The sequence below is a fragment of the Stenotrophomonas sp. YJH_SMC_127 genome (assembly GCF_059372445.1).
The window spans coordinates 161,646-177,459 of sequence record NZ_JCAFVO010000004.1 but is presented as its reverse complement, the minus strand read 5'-3'; the positions used below and the strand labels follow the sequence as shown (position 1 = coordinate 177,459).

Sequence of the window (15,814 nt, the reverse complement as noted above, 5' to 3'; positions counted from 1 at the left end):
CCACCGTGGACGGTCTGTTCTGGAACATCCAGCTGGCCAACTACTACGCCGCCCTGGAAACCACGGCGGCGGCGGTGGCCGTGCTGATCCTGATCTCCAGCCTCGATGACCTGTTCATCGATGTCTGGTACTGGGTACGCGAGAGCTGGCGCGCGCTCACGATCAAGCGCCGCGATGCCTACCGGCCGCTGACCCAGGACGACCTGCTGCAGCGCCCGCAGCAGCCGCTGGCGATCATGGTGCCGGCGTGGATGGAGTACGACGTCATCGCGCAGATGGTGGAGAACATGATCAACGTGCTCGATTACCGCGAGTACGTCGTGTTCGTCGGCACCTATCCCAACGACCAGCAGACCATCGATGAGGTCGAGCGCATGCGCCGCCGCTACAAGCGCCTGCGCCGCGTGGAAGTGCCGCACGACGGGCCGACCAGCAAGGCCGACTGCCTGAACTGGCTGATCCTGGCGATCTTCGACTACGAGAAGCGCCACGACATCGAGTTCGCCGGGGTGATCCTGCACGATAGCGAGGACGTGCTGCATCCGATGGAACTGCGCTTCTACAACTACCTGCTGCCGCGCAAGGACATGATCCAGCTGCCGGTCACCTCGCTGGACCGCGAGTGGTATGAGCTGGTTGCCGGTGTCTACATGGACGAATTCGCCGAATGGCACGCCAAGGATTTGGTCGTGCGTGAAAGTGTTTCCGGCATGGTGCCATCGGCGGGCGTCGGTACCTGCTTCTCGCGGCGCGCGCTGCTGGCGCTGAGCGCGCAGACCGACAACCAGCCCTTCAACACCGACAGCCTCACCGAGGATTATGACGTCGGTGCGCGGCTGGCGGCGATGGGCATGCAGTCGATCTTCGCCCGCTTCCCGGTGCAGTTCCGCGTGCGTCGCCCGTCCTGGTTCGGCTGGGGGCCGGTGCGCGAGCGCACCCAGCAGATGGCGCTGTGCGTGCGCGAGTACTTCCCCGACAACTTCCGTGCCTCGTACCGGCAGAAGGCGCGCTGGGTGCTGGGCATCGGCCTGCAGAGCTGGGAGTCGCTGGGCTGGCGCGGCTCGCTGGCCACCAAGTACCTGCTGGCGCGCGACCGCAAGGGCATCATCACCTCGTTCGTCAGCATCATTGCCTACCTCATCTTCCTGCAGCTGCTGCTGTTCTGGCTGCTGAAGATGTCCGGGGTGTGGACGATGCAGTTTCCCAGCGTGTTCCAGGCCGGCACCTGGCAGATGACGGTGGCGCTGCTGACCACCGCAGCGCTGGCCACCCGCGTCGTGCAGCGCTTCTATTTCGTCAACCGGCTGTACGGCTGGGAGCATGCCTTGATGTCGATCCCGCGGATGGTGGTCGGCAACATGATCAACTTCATGGCCACCGCCCGCGCGTGGAAGGTGTTCCTGGCCTACCTGCTGTTCGGCAAGCGCATGGTCTGGGACAAGACCATGCACGACTTCCCGGACGCGGCGCAGCTGGTGCAGACGCGCAAGCAGCTCGGCGAACTGTTGACCACCTGGCAGGCGGTGGAGCCGGAGCGCCTGCAGCAGGCACTGGAGCAGCAGCAGGACGGCCGGCAGCAGCCGCTGGGCCGCATCCTGCTCACCCAGGGGTGGCTGGATGATGAAACGCTGGCCGAGGCGATCGCCTTCCAGGGCGACCTGCCTCGTGCGGTGATTGACGTGGACTACCTGCGCGCCTGCCACTTCCCGGTCAGTGCCGATGCCTGCGTGCAATGGCGCATGTTGCCGCTGCCACCGCGCCAGCAGGGCACCCTGCGGCTGGCCGTGGCCAGCCCATTGCCCGAAGAAGCGTTGGCACTGCTGAAGCAGGAAACCCGCAGCGAGCACATCGAACAGAGCATTGCCCGCGAAAGCGAAATCAACGCAGGCCTGCGCCTGATCGGCGGCGACCGGCACTGGCAGCTGGACAACGTGCCCCTGCTGGGCGACCTGCTGGTGGAGATGCGCCTGATCGACCACGCGCGCTTCGAGATCGCATTGGACGCGTACAAGCCGCAGCGCGACGGCCGCATCGGCGATTACCTGGTCAAGCAGGGCATCACCACCGAAGACGCCGTGGCCCAGGCCATGCAGGAACAGCGCCGGCGTGCGGCGGCGCTGCAGTCGCCGCCTCCCGGAGCCTTGCCAGCATGAAGACCACGCTGCTGTCCTCCGTCATTGCCGTGGCACTGGCCACGGCGGCCGCGCCGGTGCTGGCCCAGGCCGATGCAGCACTGCCGTTGTCCGGTGCGGCCTACCGCGTCGCCGAGCAGGCGTTTGCCGCCTATGAGCGCGGTGACTACCCGGCGGCTTACCGGCAGTCCACCGAAGCGATCCGGCTGCGCCCGGACGTGGTGCGGCTGCGCCTGTTGCAGATCTATGCGCTGCAGAAACTGGGGCGGGGTGCCGAGGCCGAGCAGCAGGCACGTCGTGCACTGGATGCGGGATTGAAGGATCCGGCGTTGCCGGCGCTGGCCGCTGCCACCGCTGCGCGCAGCACGCCTCCGGATGCCAGGAGCGGGCGCGCACCCTCCCCACCGCGCGTGGCTGGCAGCGGCGCAGACCGCGCCAGGCAGCAGGCCTACGCGCTGGCCACCGAGGCCTACGCCGCTTATGACGCCGGGCGGATGGGAGAGGCAGCCAGCAAGGCCGAGCAGGCCTTCCGGCAGCAGCCAACGCAGGGCGCCTGGGCGATGCTGTGGGTGGCCGCGCTGGAAGCACAGCAGCAGCCCGAACAGGCCGACGCCGCCATTGCCACCGCGCTGCAGCTGGGCGCGCCGAATGTCGAGGCATTGCGCGCACGGCGCGTGGCGCTGGATCGACAGCGCGCGCTGCTGCAGGCCCAGCAGGCGTACCGGTCGCTGTCCACGCAGGATGATGCCGCGGCCGTTGCGCAGGCACGTGCCGCTGTCGAGCTGGCACCGGAGGTGGCGACGTACCGGTTGCTGCTGATTACCGCGCAGCTGCAGCAGGGGCAGCTGGCCGACGCCGAGCGCAGTGCCGACCAGGCGTTGCAGGCCGACGGCCAGGATCTCAATGCGCGGGTGATGCGCGGCTACCTGCGCCAGCGCCAGGGCAACAGCCTGCTCGCCAACGAGGACTTCGACGCCGCGCTCGCCATGCCGGGCTCAACGACGCAGCAGCGCAACGTGCGCCTGCTGGCGGTGGATGCGGCCCTGGCCGCTGGGGATCGCGCACGTGCGGCTGCACTGCTGGCGCCGCTGCGTGCGGCATTGCCAGCAGATGCCAGCGATGCACGCGCGCAGCAGCTGCTGCAGCAGGGCATCGAGCAGCGCGCCAAGGCGGTCCGTTCCAGTCGCGAGCGTCCGCGTTTGAGCGCGCAGACCTATCCGGCGCCGTTCCAGCACTGCCAGTCTGGCGACAGCGGCAACCGTTGCGAGTTGATGCCGGCCGACCTGCAGGGCGACGGTGGTGCCGCACAGCGTGCCTACGCGGCCTACGCGCGCCGGGACTATGCCGAGGCCATCGGTGAGGCGCGGCAGGCCGTGCAGCTCGCACCGGACGACGCGAGCCTGCACGGCCTGCTGACCACCACGCTGGCGGCAGGCAACCGCAGCCAGCAGGACGAAGCACGGCAGCGCCTGGATGCGGCGCTGGCACAGCGCCCTGACGATGCGGAGGCGCTGATGCAGCGCGGCTACCTCAACCAGAAGGCGCACGAGCCGGCGCGCGCACTGGCCGACTTCCGTGCCGCCGAGGCCACTGGCAGGGCACCAAAGGGCGTGGTGCTTGACCAGGCCTACGCCAGCGCGGCCAACGGCGATCACCCGCAGGCGGTGACCCTGCTGCGGACGGCCATTGATCGTGCCGATGCCGGCGAGCTGCCACTGGATGCGCACCAGCGCTACAACGTGCGCAATGCCATCGCCAACTATTCGCGCGAGTGGGGCGTGATCGCCTCGGCCGGCTTCCGTGGCGCGCGCCAGGCGGCGACCAATGTCGGCGGCGCGGCGATCAGTACGCCGGGTGATTCGGTGTTCAGCACGCTTGAAGCGTTCTGGCGCCCGCCGGCTTTCAATGACCAGCACGGCACGCTGGAGCTTTACGCGCGGCTGCTCAACACCCTGTACGACGAGGGTGGCACCTACGAGTCGATCCGCGCCGTGGACCCGTGCACCGGCGAATCGACGCCCGATGCACGCGCGCGCGCCGAACGGCTCAGCCGCTCGCGTTCCACCACCGGCTGGCCGTCCACCATCGCCTCGTTCGGCCTGCGCTACGCCTTCGGCCAGACCGGCCTGAGCGCCGGCATCGAGCGTCGCCAGTTCCTCGGCAGCGCCACCCGCACGGGCGATGTCTACCCCGCTTCGGCGGCCGTGCAATGCAGCCTGCAGCTGGCCCGCAACCCGCCACTGGAAGCCAGCACACTGGCCCGCTACCGCCTGGCCAGCGGTTCCGGTGGCTGGATGTCCTACCTGACCTACGGCTATTACCAGGGCACCGACCTGCGCACCGACGTGAATCAGTGGTGGATGGTCAGTGGCTACGCGCAGGGCGGTTACACGTGGGATGACAACAGCGCGCATTTCACCCTCGACGCACTCGATGCCAATGGCACGCCGGTGCGCCGGGTGGGCGATGCCAACGGGCGCCTGCATCGCGAACAGTGGTTCGCTGCCGGTGAACTGCGTGCCGGCCGCAGCTTCCGCTTTGGTGCCGGGCAGACCCACTGGGTGGTCACGCCGTATGTGGTGGTGGGGGCGGACTGGCTCGACCAGCGCTCGCGCGTGCGCGACATCCGCTACCCGCTGTTCCCGGCGCAGTCGTTCGCGCTCAACGATACGCAGCGCAGCTGGTCACTCGGCGCAGGGCCGGGCGTGGGCGTGCGCTACTGGTTCCGCGAAGACCACTACAACACGCCGCGTTCCTACCTGGACCTGACCGTGCAGTACCGCTTCGCGATCGGCGGCGGTGATACGCAGCGCGCCAAGGGCCTGTTCGCCACCGCCATCCTCTCCTACTGAGGCAGGCCCCAACGTCGTCGCAGCGCCGCGGCCTGCGGCGTGTCCTGGGTCAGCCACGGCTCCAGTGCATAGACCAGCACGTGCTGCGCACCGCTGTCGTGCGCCCACGCCAGCTGCCGCTGGATGCGCGCGGCATCTGCGGTTTCGCCCTTGAACGCGCTGCCGTCGGCGGGGCCGCCGGGCAGTTCGCGGAACAGTTCGACGATCGCATCGAAACCGATGCCCTGTGCCCGGAAATGGCCGAGCAGCGGTTGCAGCTGCTGCACGTTGCCGGCGCCGGCCACCCCCACGCCGTCCTGCACCATCGGCCGCAGCGCGGCCCGTGCCAGCACCGCCTGCCACAGCGCGACCAGGTCGCCGTCGGTCTGCAGACGGCTGAAGTAGCAGGAGATCGCACAGTCACCGCCGCGCGCGCTGGCGGCCTGCGCCAGCCCGTGCAGCCACTGCGCCAGCCATTGCTGGCGGGCCGGATCGGCCCAGTGGAACTGCTCCAGCTCGTAGGGCAGGTACCAGCCGCCGAAGGCGGGCTGCTGCGCCCACGGCGCCTGTGCCAACCAGCTGCGCGCGTGCGCCAGGCTGTCGGCCAGGAACGCCTGCAGCGTGGCGTCGTCGGCGCCGATGGCCTGCCACCAGCGTTGCTGGAAGGGCAGGCCAACGCGGATGCGGATGTCGTTCTCGCTGGCCGCGGTGAACAGCTGCTGCAGGCTGCTGTCCGGCAGCGACCAGTCGCCATCGCTGCCACCGACGATGCCGGTCCACTGCAGCACCAGCTGCCGGCAGCCCAGCGCGTGGGCAAGCTTCAACGAACGTTGCCAGTCGGCCGGGCCCCACTGCAGATGGCTGCGCCAGGGCTGCAGGAAGGTGCCATCCACCTGCACCGGCAGCGAACAGCCGGGCAGGGTGGCGAGCGTAGCGGCCAACGGCGCCAGCACTGCCGCGCGCAGCAACCGGCGGCGCAACGGCGAAGACGGATCCGTGGGAAGGTCGGGCCGAACCATGCCCGCATCATCCCAGAGCACCGTGGGTGGGAGGTGAACCCCGCGCCGGGTGGTGCCGGCCGCTGGCCGGCATCGTGCCCCGGGTGGCAGGTGAATCACCATCCGGTAGTGCCGGCCGCTGGCCGGCATCGCGCCCCGATTATTCCAACGCGTAGCGCAGCGCGAACAGCACCGCCACCAGCCACACCGCCGGATGCACTTCGCGCCAGCGGCCGGTGCCGGCCTTCAGCGCCGCATACGCGATGAAGCCAAACGCCAGGCCATTAGCGATGGAGTAGGTGAACGGCATCGCCAGGGCACACAGTGCGGCCGGCACCGATTCGGTCAGGTCGCTCCAGTCCACGTCCACCAGTTCGCGCAGCATCAGGCCGGCCACGAACAGCAGCGCCGGTGCGGTGGCATAGCCGGGCACCATCGCCGCCAGCGGCGAGAACAGCAGTGCGGCCAGGAACAGTGCCGACACCACCAGTGCAGTCAGGCCGGTGCGGCCGCCCACCTGCACGCCCGAGGCGCTTTCAGCGAACGCGGTAGTGCTGCTGGTGCCCAGCAGCGAACCGGCCACGATCGCCGTGCTGTCGGCCAGCAGCGCGCGGCCGAAACGCTTCTGCGCGCCCGGCAGTTTCAGCAGTCCGGCGCGACCGACCACGCCATACAGGGTGCCGGTGGCATCGAACACTTCCACCAGCACGAACACCAGCACCACCTGCAGCAACACGGCGATCGGCGCGCCACCGTTGTGGTGCAGCAGGCCCGGCAGGTCCAGCTGCAGGAAGGTCGGCGCCAGGCTCGGCGGCAGCGAGACCAGGCCCTGGTACTGCACGTCGCCCAATGCCCAGCCCGCGCCGGTCACCGCCAGGATCCCGATCAGGATCGCGCCACGGATACGGCGCGCTTCCAGCACCGCGATCAGCAGGAAGCCGGCCAGTGCCAGCAGCGGCGGCGCCGTATTCAACGGGCCCAGCGCCACCAGCGTGTCTTCATTGCCGACGATCACGCCGGACTTCTGCAGCGCGATGATCGCCAGGAACAGGCCGATGCCGGCCACGATCGCCGAGCGCAGCGACGAAGGAATGCCCGACACCAGCCACGCCCGCACACCGGTCAGCGACAGCACCAGGAACACCAGGCCGGAGATGAATACCGCGCCCAGTGCCTGCTGCCACGGCAGGCCGGCGGCACCGACCACGGTGAAGGCGAAGAACGCGTTCAGGCCCATGCCCGGTGCCATGCCGACCGGGAAGTTGGCCGCCAGTGCCATCACCGCCGAACCCAGCGCCGCGGCCAGGCAGGTGGCCACGAACACCGCACCCGCATCCATGCCGGTGGTGCCGAGGATTTCCGGGTTGACGAAGACGATGTAGGACATCGTCAGGAAGGTGGTGACACCGGCCAGCAGCTCGGTACGCACGGTGGTGCCGTGCTGCTGCAGCTGGAACAGGCGCTCGAACAGGGACATGGGGCTTCTCGCGACAATAAGGTGTCACGACCAACGGTCGTGACCTACCCGAATGCAGAACGGCCGCGCAGAGCGCGGCCGTTCTTCCTTTCTTACTTCAGCGCCTTGAAGCGCAGGCGCTTCGGCGCGGCATCGTCGCCCATGCGACGCTTCTTGTCTTCCTCGTACTCGCGGTAGTTGCCCTGGAAGAACTCCACGTGCGAGTCGCCTTCGAAAGCGATGATGTGCGTGGCGATGCGGTCCAGGAACCAGCGGTCGTGCGAGATCACGAAGGTGTTGCCCGGGAACTCCAGCAGCGCGTCTTCCAGCGCACGCAGCGTTTCGATGTCCAGGTCGTTGGACGGTTCGTCGAGCAGCAGCACGTTGCCGCCCTGCAGCAGGGTCTTGGCCATGTGCAGGCGGCCACGCTCACCACCGGACAGCGAGCCGACCATCTTCTGCTGGTCCTGGCCCTTGAAGTTGAAGCGGCCGATGTAGGCGCGCGACTGGATCTCGATGCCGTTGATGTTGAGGATGTCCAGGCCACCGGCGATTTCCTGGAAGACGTTGTGGTTGCCTTCCAGCTTGTCGCGGCTCTGGTCCACGTAGGACAGCTGCACGGTCGGGCCGATCACGATCTCGCCCGAATCCGGCTTCTCCTGGCCGGTGATCATCTTGAACAGCGTCGACTTGCCGGCGCCGTTCGGGCCGATGATGCCGACGATCGCGCCCGGCGGAATCAGCATCGACAGGTTGTCGATCAGCAGGCGGTCGCCGAACTTCTTGGAGACGTTCTTGAACTCCATCACCATGTTGCCCAGGCGCTCGCCCGGCGGGATGAAGATTTCGTTGGTCTCGTTGCGCTTCTGGTAATCCTGCGACTGCAGCTCTTCCAGGCGGGCCAGACGGGCCTTGCCCTTGGAGCGGCCGCCCTTGGCGTTCTGGCGCGACCACTCCAGTTCCTTCTGGATCGCCTTCTGGCGGGCCTTTTCCTGGTTCTCTTCCTGCTTCAGGCGCTCATCCTTCTGCACCAGCCATTCGGTGTAGTTGCCCTTCCACGGAATGCCGCGGCCGCGGTCCAGTTCCAGGATCCACTCGGCGGCGTTGTCCAGGAAGTAGCGATCGTGGGTGACCGCCACCACGGTGCCGGTATAGCGCGCCAGGAACTGTTCCAGCCATTCCACCGACTCGGCGTCGAGGTGGTTGGTCGGTTCGTCGAGCAGCAGCATGTCCGGCTTCTGCAGCAGCAGGCGGCACAGTGCGACGCGGCGCTTTTCACCGCCGGACAGGTTGGCGATCTTGGCATCCCACGGCGGCAGGCGCAGCGCATCGGCAGCCACGTCCAGCTGGTTTTCCAGGGTGTGCGCGTCGCCGGCGGCCAGGATCGCCTCGAGGCGCTCCTGTTCCTTGGCCAGCGCGTCGAAGTCGGCGCCTTCCTCGGCGTAGGCGGCGTACACCGCCTCCAGCGCGGCCTGGGCCTGCAGCACTTCGCCCACGCCTTCCTCGACCGACTCGCGCACGGTCTTGTTCGGGTCCAGTTCCGGTTCCTGCGCCAGGTAACCGACCTTGATGCCGGGCTGCGGGCGGGCTTCACCCTCGAAATCGGTGTCCACGCCGGCCATGATCTTCAGCACGGTGGACTTGCCGGCGCCGTTCAGGCCCAGCAGGCCGATCTTCGCGCCCGGGAAGAAGGACAGGGAAATGTCCTTGATGATCTGCCGCTTGGGCGGGACCACCTTGGACACGCGGTTCATGGTGTAGATGTATTGCGAGGACATGCGGTCTCCGTAGGCGCGGCCCTGCGCCCGACCCGTCACGGGAACATCCCGTTGCGGCAGCGGGCACAGACTGGAATGGAATACCGCCAATTATAGCCGGAACCGGTTCCGGCCCGCGCCCGGCCGGAGCCGCGCAGGCTGGCCGTGGCCTGAATACTCCGTCACAGTCCTGCAGCGGGAAGCGTTTCCAGCCGGAAACGGTTCAGATCGGTTGCGCAATATGGGCTCACCACCCACCCAAGCAGAGGTCTGACATGCGCATCAATCGAGTAATGGCCGGCGCCGTGGCCTCTGTGCTGGCGCTGGGCGCCGTGACCCCGGCCTTCGCCGACAACGACCATCGCCGCGACCACGACCGCCGCGAGTGGCGCGAGGATCGCCGTGAGTGGCGCCAGGACCGCCGCGACTGGGAGCGCGACCGCCGCGAGGCCCGGCGCGACTGGGAACGCGACCGCCGCGACTGGCACCGTGACCATGATCGCTACTACCGCCCGGCACCGCCGCGCGTGGTCTATCGCCCGGCCTATGGCCCGGGCTATGGCTGGAAGGTCGGCCACCGCTACCGCGACTACTACCGCGGCCCGGTCTACGTGGTGAACGACTACCCGCGCTACAACCTGCGCCGCCCGCCGTACGGCCATCAGTGGATCCGGGATGATCGCGGCAACATGCTGCTGGTGGCCATCGCCACCGGTGTGATCGCCCAGTACGTGCTCAGTCGCTGAGGATCGCGGCCGGGGTCGGATCCCTTTCCAACGGAAAGGACTCTGACCCCACAACTATCGATCGAAACCATACGGGGCCGGATTCCTTCGGGGATGCCGGCCCCGTCCGTTTCGGCCCCAGCGGGCCAGTGCGGAGCTACAATCGAGGGCTGAGCCGTACCCCTTTTCCCTGCCTGCTGGAGTACCCGATGTTCCCGCGTGACGTCCGCATCGAATCCTACGATCCCGAACTGGCCAAGGCCATCGCCGCTGAGACCCAGCGCCAGGAAGACCACGTCGAGCTGATCGCCAGCGAGAACTACACCAGCCCGGCGGTGATGGAAGCCCAGGGCAGCCAGCTGACCAACAAGTACGCCGAAGGCTACCCGGGCAAGCGCTACTACGGTGGCTGCGAATACGTGGACATCGCCGAGCAGCTGGCGATCGACCGCCTGAAGCAGCTGTTCGATGCGGACTATGCCAACGTGCAGCCGCACAGCGGTTCGCAGGCCAACCAGGCCGTGTACTTCGCCCTGCTGCAGCCGGGTGACACCATCCTCGGCATGAGCCTGGCCCACGGTGGCCACCTCACCCACGGCGCCAAGGTCAATGCCTCGGGCAAGCTGTTCAACGCCGTGCAGTACGGCGTCAACGACCAGGGCCTGATCGATTACGACGAAGTCGAGCGCCTGGCCCTGGAGCACAAGCCGAAGATGGTCGTGGCCGGCTTCTCGGCCTACTCGCAGGTGATCGACTGGGCGCGCTTCCGCGCCATCGCCGACAAGGTCGGCGCCTACCTGTTCGTCGACATGGCCCACGTCGCCGGCCTGGTCGCCGCAGGCGTCTACCCGAGCCCGCTGGAACACGCCCACGTGGTCACCTCCACCACCCACAAGACCCTGCGCGGCCCGCGCGGCGGCATCATCATCGCCAAGGGCGCCGACGAAGACCTGGTCAAGAAGCTGCAGTCGATCGTGTTCCCGGGCATCCAGGGCGGTCCGCTGATGCACGTCATCGCCGGCAAGGCCGTGGCCTTCAAGGAAGCGCTGGAGCCGGGCTTCAAGGCCTACCAGCAGCAGGTGGTGAAGAACGCCCAGGCGATGGCCAGCACGCTGATCGCGCGTGGCTACAAGATCGTCTCCGGCGGCACCCAGAACCACCTGATGCTGGTGGACATGATCGGCAAGGACGTGTCCGGCAAGGACGCGGAAGCCGCGCTGGGCAAGGCCCACATCACCGTCAACAAGAACTCGGTGCCGAACGACCCGCGTTCGCCGTTCGTGACCTCGGGCCTGCGCCTGGGCACCCCGGCGGTGACCACCCGCGGTTACGTCGAGCAGGATTGCGTCGACCTGGCCAACTGGATCGCCGACGTGCTCGACGCACCGAACGATGACGCGGTCATCGCCCGCGTGCGCGACGCCGTCAGCGCGCAGTGCCGCAAGTACCCGGTCTACGGCTGATCGGAGAGTGGGGTCGGAGCCCTTCCTGGCGGAAAGGGATCCGACCCCGCCACCCAGTCGACGCCGGGGTCCGATCCCTTCCCGCAGGGAAGGGCTCTGACCCCGGCATCGGAGTAACCGCGCATGGATGAGCGCCACCTCAAGTACCTGTACACCGCGCTGGCGGTGCTGTTTGGCCTGCCCAGCCTGGTGATGGGCGGCGCGGCGGCGACGATGCTGCTGCTGATGGGGCTGGGCCAGTTCGGTCATGGCACGCTGGCCTCGGTGACGGTGATGCCGCTGTGGGGCCTGGCCGGCATTGCCGGCTGCCTGGCCTGGTTGTGGCTCAGCGCGGGTTTTCTGCTGCAGGGGCGTGCCGGGCTGCACGTGCACCGCCTCTGGTGGTGGATGCTGCTGGCGGGCGGTCTCGCCGCCTTGCCCCCGCTGGGGCTGGCGCTGTGGTGGGGCATCGCCGTGCATGCCGAAGGCATCGGCTTGTTGCTGCTGGGCCCGTCGATGCTGGTGCCGGCTGCGATGCTGGTGTGGATCAAACGCCGCGCATGACGTGGCCCATGGAAGGAAATCGAACGCATGGATGAGCGTCTGCACAAACGCTGGATGGCGATCGCCGGCCTGCTGGTGGGCCTGCCCACCGTGGCAGCAGGCGGCACGGGTGCCGTGCTGGGGCTGATGGTCGTATGGGACGGCAAGTACCTGACGGGCGACGAGCACACGTGGTTGCTGCTGTGGTCGTCGGCTGGAATCATCGGCCTGCTGTCGTGGTTGTGGCTGAGCGGCCTGTTCCTGTGGCGCGGTGTTGCCGGCCTGCGCCAATCACCGGTTGTCGCCTGGGTCGGCCTTGCGCTGGGGGTGCTGGCCGCGTTGGCCGTGGTCGCCGCCGCGTTGTACTTCACCTTCAAGCATGGGGAAATCTCGACCCTGGCCTTCCTTGGGTTCGGCCCGCCGCTGCTGGTGATGGCCGGGCACCTGGCGTGGCTGCGCTGGGCACGCGCGGCCCCGGTGCCGTCGGCACCTGGTTGAACGTCTGGTCCTGCTGACCTCACTGGACGCTCTGGTTGGCCGAAATGCAGGTACTTCCGCGCAGGCAGCATTTGCCGCTGCGCCCTTTCTCAGGTACCTTTGCGACGCTGCCATGACCGTGGCAATAGGTACTTTCCTGAGCCAGGCGTTCCATGCACTGCCCCTTCTGCCAACATGCCGATACCCGGGTCATCGACTCGCGCGTCTCTGAAGACGGCGCGACGATCCGTCGTCGGCGTGAATGTGAAGCCTGCGGCGAGCGCTTCAGCACCCTGGAAACGGTCGAACTGAAGCTGCCGGCCATCGTCAAGAGCGATGGCACCCGCGAGGCGTTCGACCAGCGCAAGGTCCGCGCTGGCTTCGACCGCGCGCTGCAGAAGCGTGCGGTGGCCGAAGACAAGATCGAAGCAGCGGTGCGTGCGGTGGTTCACCAGCTGCGCATCAGCGGCGAGCGCGAAGTGCCCTCGATCAAGGTCGGCGAGTTCGTGATGAACGAACTGCGCAAGCTCGATCATGTCGGCTACGTGCGCTTCGCTTCGGTCTACCGCAGCTTCGAGGACGTGGCCGATTTCCGCGAGGAGATCGAGAAGCTCGAGCGCGACCTGCCGTCCAGTACCGAACAGCTGCAGCTGCTGGGCGATGTGATCGCCCTGACCAAGAAGAAGAAGGGCTGACTGCCTCTGCCTTGGGGGTGCCAACCTTGGTTGGCACCGATGGCCGCATTCACTGGTGGGTGCCAACCGTTGGTTGGCACTGACGGCATGGATCAACACCGGCGGCGTTACCATGGCTGCATGACCACTTCGTTCTCCGTCCTCGACCACCTGCACATGGCCAACGCGCTGCGCCTGGCCGAGCGTGCCGCCTATACCACCCGCCCCAACCCGATGGTCGGCTGCGTGATCGCCCACGGCGAACGCGTGGTCGGGCAGGGCTGGCACCAGCGCGCCGGTGGCCCGCATGCGGAAGTGTTCGCCCTGCGCGAGGCCGGCAGCGAAGCACGCGGTGCCACCGCCTACGTCACCCTGGAACCCTGCGCCCACTACGGGCGCACGCCACCGTGTGCGCTGGCCTTGATCGAAGCCGGCGTGTCGCGCGTGGTCGCGGCGATGCGTGATCCGTTCCCGAAGGTCGATGGCGGTGGGTTCGATCTGCTGCGCAATGCCGGCATCGAGGTCGCCGAAGGGCTGATGGCGGCGCAGGCGCGGGAGCTCAACAAGGGCTTCCTGTCGCGCGTGGAGCGCAATCGGCCGTGGTTGCGGGTGAAGCTGGCCGCCAGCCTGGATGGCCGTACCGCGATGGCCGATGGCAGCTCCAAGTGGATCACCGGGCCGGCCGCGCGCGAGGATGTGCAGCACTGGCGCGCGCGCGCCGGTGCGATCCTGACCGGCGCCGACACGGTGCTGGCCGACGACCCGATGCTGACCGTGCGCCTGGCCGATACCGAAGTGATGGCACCACTGCGTGTGGTGCTGGATTCGCGCCTGCGCTCGCTCGAATGCAGCCGCGTGCGCGAGGGCGGGGCACCGACGCTGTACCTGCACGCTGCGGCGGTGAGCGCACCGGACGCGGCCGACGCCGAATTCGCCAGCGTGCCCAGCGCAGAGGGGCGGTTGGACCTGGGCGCGGTGCTGGCGCTGCTGGCCGAGCGCGGCATCAACGAAGTGCACACCGAAGCCGGCGCGACACTGGCCGGTGCGCTGCTGCGCGGTGGCTGGGTCGATGAGCTTCTGCTCTATCAGGCGCCCACGCTGCTGGGCGACAACGGCCGCCCGCTGCTGGCTGGCCTCGGCATTGATGCCATGGACCAGCAGCGTCGCCTGCGCGTGGTTGACCAGCGCCAGGTCGGCGAGGACAACAGGCTGCTGCTGCGCCCATGAAGGAATGACGCAGAGCAGGGGCTACGCCCATGGCGTCAGGCCGCTTCGTCGTCTTCTTCGCCGACCGGGCACTGGCCCTTCCACTGCTGCTTCCACAGCACATGCAGGTCGCGGCAGTACGCGCCGAGCGCCTCGCCCGGCAGTTGCCTCGCCTTGAACCGCAACTGGCGACGCGTAAAACCGTCGTCGTACTCATCCGGCAGTACCAGCACGGCACACTGATCGTGGTACATCGGGAAATCGCGGCAGTGGTCGTCATTGCTCATCCACGCATCCAGGTGCCTGTCGCTCAGCTGGGTTGACTCGAAGGCGACCGAGGGTTGGACGACGATGATCTTCGTGGCTTTGAACTTGGACGCTTCGGCCTGCCAGCACACCATCAGCGCCAGCAACATGAGCGCGGTCGACGTCATACGGTATTTCATGCGGTTGCCCCCGGGGGAAGAGGGCAACAGCATTGACCATGCAGGCCGCGCAGGGCCATGCAAGGGTTCTGAAAATGCAGTTGCCCTTGCCGTCGGCAACGCTGGGCAGCGCGTAGGCTCGGCGTTACATCCCGCTCACGCGCATTCGTCGGTCCACATCATCTCGGCGATCGGGCGCAGTGCCTTGCATTCCTGCGTCATGTCTTCGGCTGACTTCACCTTCGCCTTGGCCTTCAGTTCCTCGGTCATGGCATCCACGCCACTGATCTGGTCCGGCGCGATCTTCGCCACGCAGGCGCGGTGCTGCTGCAGCAGCAGGTCACAGCCGGGTACGCCGGTCACCTTCGGTGCGCTGGCCGCCTGCGCGTCCTGCATCCAGTCCTCGAACGGTGCCAGCGCGCCGGTCACGGTACCCACCAGATCGTCGAAGTTGCCGCTGTACCAGTAGCCGTTGTCCTTGGCCGGGTACAGGGTGAAGGTGCCGCTGACCGGCACGCGCGCACCGCTCTGCAGCGCCTGGGTGTAGGCGTCGGTGAACTGCTTGCGCGCGGCCGGGCTGGCGTCGGCTGCAAGGCTGGCGGCGAACAGCGGGCGCACCTTGCCGAGGTCGGGCACCTGGCAGCTGAAAGTGATGCGCGCCAGCTTCTGGTCTTCCACGTACTCGTTGTCTTCAATCACGCTCTTGCTGGCGCGGCACTTCGAATCACGCAGGGCCTTGGCATACAGCGCTTCGGTGGCGGCCGCGTCGGCCTTTGCGCCGGTGCTGGCTAGTACGACCTGCCACGGTTCGGCCAGCGCCTTGGCCAGCGCACCCGGGTTCGGGGTCACCGCGTCCTGGCCTTCGAACGCCGGCTTCAGCGCATCGTTGAGCGCGCGGGTCGCCGCGGCGTCATCTTCCAGCAGCACGCGTGCGTACAGGTCGAAAGCCTGTTCGGGCGTCAGCGTGGCGGGGGCTGCGCCGGCCAGCAGCGGGGCCGCCAGCAGGGCGCTGGCCAGCAGGGTACGCAAGGGAGTCTTCATGACGGTGTTTCCTGTTCCAGAGGCGCGCAAGCGTAGCGCATCTTTGCGCAGGCCCGATGGTGCCCTGTGGCCGCCTGCCGGCGCGCGCGGGCCCAAAAAAAAACGGG

Annotated in this window: 13 protein-coding genes; 8 read left to right on the top strand and 5 right to left on the bottom strand. The window is 67.9% G+C overall.

From position 1 onward, the window contains the following. Nucleotides 1-5: 5 nt before the first annotated feature. Both AC5QAB_RS11450 and AC5QAB_RS11445 read left to right on the top strand, forming a co-directional pair. Nucleotides 6-2,153 (top strand): glycosyl transferase family protein, encoded by a 2,148-nt coding sequence (locus AC5QAB_RS11450; protein ID WP_197561546.1) that lies wholly within the window; start codon nucleotides 6-8, stop codon nucleotides 2,151-2,153. Further along, nucleotides 2,150-4,984, top strand: a complete 2,835-nt coding sequence (locus tag AC5QAB_RS11445; RefSeq protein WP_495233396.1) for an NfrA family protein — start codon at nucleotides 2,150-2,152, stop codon at nucleotides 4,982-4,984. Before AC5QAB_RS11450 ends, AC5QAB_RS11445 begins: the two co-directional genes overlap by 4 nt. Here the strand turns inward: AC5QAB_RS11445 and AC5QAB_RS11440 are convergent. From AC5QAB_RS11440 to ettA, 3 genes are all read right to left on the bottom strand, one after another. After that, nucleotides 4,978-5,943, bottom strand: a complete 966-nt coding sequence (locus AC5QAB_RS11440; RefSeq protein WP_495233395.1) for a DUF4434 domain-containing protein — start codon at nucleotides 5,941-5,943, stop codon at nucleotides 4,978-4,980. The genes AC5QAB_RS11445 and AC5QAB_RS11440 overlap by 7 nt on opposite strands. A 178-nt stretch (nucleotides 5,944-6,121) precedes the next feature. Continuing rightward, on the bottom strand, nucleotides 6,122-7,438 hold the full coding sequence (locus AC5QAB_RS11435; RefSeq protein WP_032962452.1) for an NCS2 family permease: 1,317 nt from the start codon (nucleotides 7,436-7,438) through the stop codon (nucleotides 6,122-6,124). A gap of 92 nt (nucleotides 7,439-7,530) precedes the next feature. Continuing rightward, nucleotides 7,531-9,195 carry an energy-dependent translational throttle protein EttA gene (gene ettA, locus AC5QAB_RS11430; RefSeq protein ID WP_005415249.1) on the bottom strand — a complete coding sequence of 555 codons (1,665 nt, stop codon included), beginning with the start codon at nucleotides 9,193-9,195 and terminating at the stop codon, nucleotides 7,531-7,533. A 254-nt stretch (nucleotides 9,196-9,449) separates the two neighbouring features. Between ettA and AC5QAB_RS11425 the strand changes: the two genes are divergently transcribed. The 6 genes from AC5QAB_RS11425 (at nucleotide 9,450) to ribD (ending at nucleotide 14,262) form a co-directional block, all read left to right on the top strand. Next, nucleotides 9,450-9,920, top strand: a complete 471-nt coding sequence (locus AC5QAB_RS11425) for an RcnB family protein (RefSeq protein ID WP_049408719.1) — start codon at nucleotides 9,450-9,452, stop codon at nucleotides 9,918-9,920. 188 nt (nucleotides 9,921-10,108) lie between these two features. Continuing rightward, nucleotides 10,109-11,362, top strand: a complete 1,254-nt coding sequence (glyA, locus tag AC5QAB_RS11420; protein WP_241884631.1) for a serine hydroxymethyltransferase — start codon at nucleotides 10,109-10,111, stop codon at nucleotides 11,360-11,362. A 123-nt stretch (nucleotides 11,363-11,485) separates the two neighbouring features. Beyond that, nucleotides 11,486-11,905, top strand: coding sequence for a hypothetical protein (locus tag AC5QAB_RS11415; protein ID WP_014645915.1), 420 nt, complete (start codon nucleotides 11,486-11,488; stop codon nucleotides 11,903-11,905). Nucleotides 11,906-11,932: 27 nt separating this feature from the next. Then, nucleotides 11,933-12,382: a hypothetical protein gene (locus AC5QAB_RS11410; protein WP_032962449.1), complete on the top strand. Its 450-nt coding sequence runs from the start codon at nucleotides 11,933-11,935 to the stop codon at nucleotides 12,380-12,382. A 152-nt stretch (nucleotides 12,383-12,534) separates the two neighbouring features. Continuing rightward, the gene (gene nrdR, locus AC5QAB_RS11405) at nucleotides 12,535-13,056 is read left to right on the top strand and encodes a transcriptional regulator NrdR (protein WP_010481984.1); all 522 of its coding nucleotides are present in this window, start codon (nucleotides 12,535-12,537) and stop codon (nucleotides 13,054-13,056) included. Nucleotides 13,057-13,176: 120 nt separating this feature from the next. After that, nucleotides 13,177-14,262, top strand: a complete 1,086-nt coding sequence (gene ribD, locus AC5QAB_RS11400; RefSeq protein WP_197561548.1) for a bifunctional diaminohydroxyphosphoribosylaminopyrimidine deaminase/5-amino-6-(5-phosphoribosylamino)uracil reductase RibD — start codon at nucleotides 13,177-13,179, stop codon at nucleotides 14,260-14,262. Nucleotides 14,263-14,297: 35 nt separating this feature from the next. Here the strand turns inward: ribD and AC5QAB_RS11395 are convergent, their stop codons facing one another. Continuing rightward, entirely contained in the window at nucleotides 14,298-14,675 is a 378-nt protein-coding gene (locus AC5QAB_RS11395) for a hypothetical protein (RefSeq protein WP_197561549.1), read from the bottom strand. A 147-nt stretch (nucleotides 14,676-14,822) separates the two neighbouring features. Continuing rightward, on the bottom strand, nucleotides 14,823-15,707 hold the full coding sequence (locus tag AC5QAB_RS11390; RefSeq protein WP_049442183.1) for a hypothetical protein: 885 nt from the start codon (nucleotides 15,705-15,707) through the stop codon (nucleotides 14,823-14,825). Nucleotides 15,708-15,814 lie beyond the last annotated feature (107 nt).

What these genes read in the sequence shown, in the direction of transcription:
- AC5QAB_RS11435 (WP_032962452.1), bottom strand. Translation starts at nt 7,438, where the DNA reads ATGTCCCTGTTCGAGCGCCTGTTCCAGCTGCAGCAGCACGGCACCACC.
- AC5QAB_RS11395 (WP_197561549.1), bottom strand. Translation starts at nt 14,675, where the DNA reads ATGACGTCGACCGCGCTCATGTTGCTGGCGCTGATGGTGTGCTGGCAG.
- AC5QAB_RS11445 (WP_495233396.1), top strand. Translation starts at nt 2,150, where the DNA reads ATGAAGACCACGCTGCTGTCCTCCGTCATTGCCGTGGCACTGGCCACG.
- glyA (WP_241884631.1), top strand. Translation starts at nt 10,109, where the DNA reads ATGTTCCCGCGTGACGTCCGCATCGAATCCTACGATCCCGAACTGGCC.
- AC5QAB_RS11425 (WP_049408719.1), top strand. Translation starts at nt 9,450, where the DNA reads ATGCGCATCAATCGAGTAATGGCCGGCGCCGTGGCCTCTGTGCTGGCG.
- AC5QAB_RS11390 (WP_049442183.1), bottom strand. Translation starts at nt 15,707, where the DNA reads ATGAAGACTCCCTTGCGTACCCTGCTGGCCAGCGCCCTGCTGGCGGCC.
- ribD (WP_197561548.1), top strand. Translation starts at nt 13,177, where the DNA reads ATGACCACTTCGTTCTCCGTCCTCGACCACCTGCACATGGCCAACGCG.
- ettA (WP_005415249.1), bottom strand. Translation starts at nt 9,195, where the DNA reads ATGTCCTCGCAATACATCTACACCATGAACCGCGTGTCCAAGGTGGTC.
- AC5QAB_RS11410 (WP_032962449.1), top strand. Translation starts at nt 11,933, where the DNA reads ATGGATGAGCGTCTGCACAAACGCTGGATGGCGATCGCCGGCCTGCTG.
- nrdR (WP_010481984.1), top strand. Translation starts at nt 12,535, where the DNA reads ATGCACTGCCCCTTCTGCCAACATGCCGATACCCGGGTCATCGACTCG.
- AC5QAB_RS11415 (WP_014645915.1), top strand. Translation starts at nt 11,486, where the DNA reads ATGGATGAGCGCCACCTCAAGTACCTGTACACCGCGCTGGCGGTGCTG.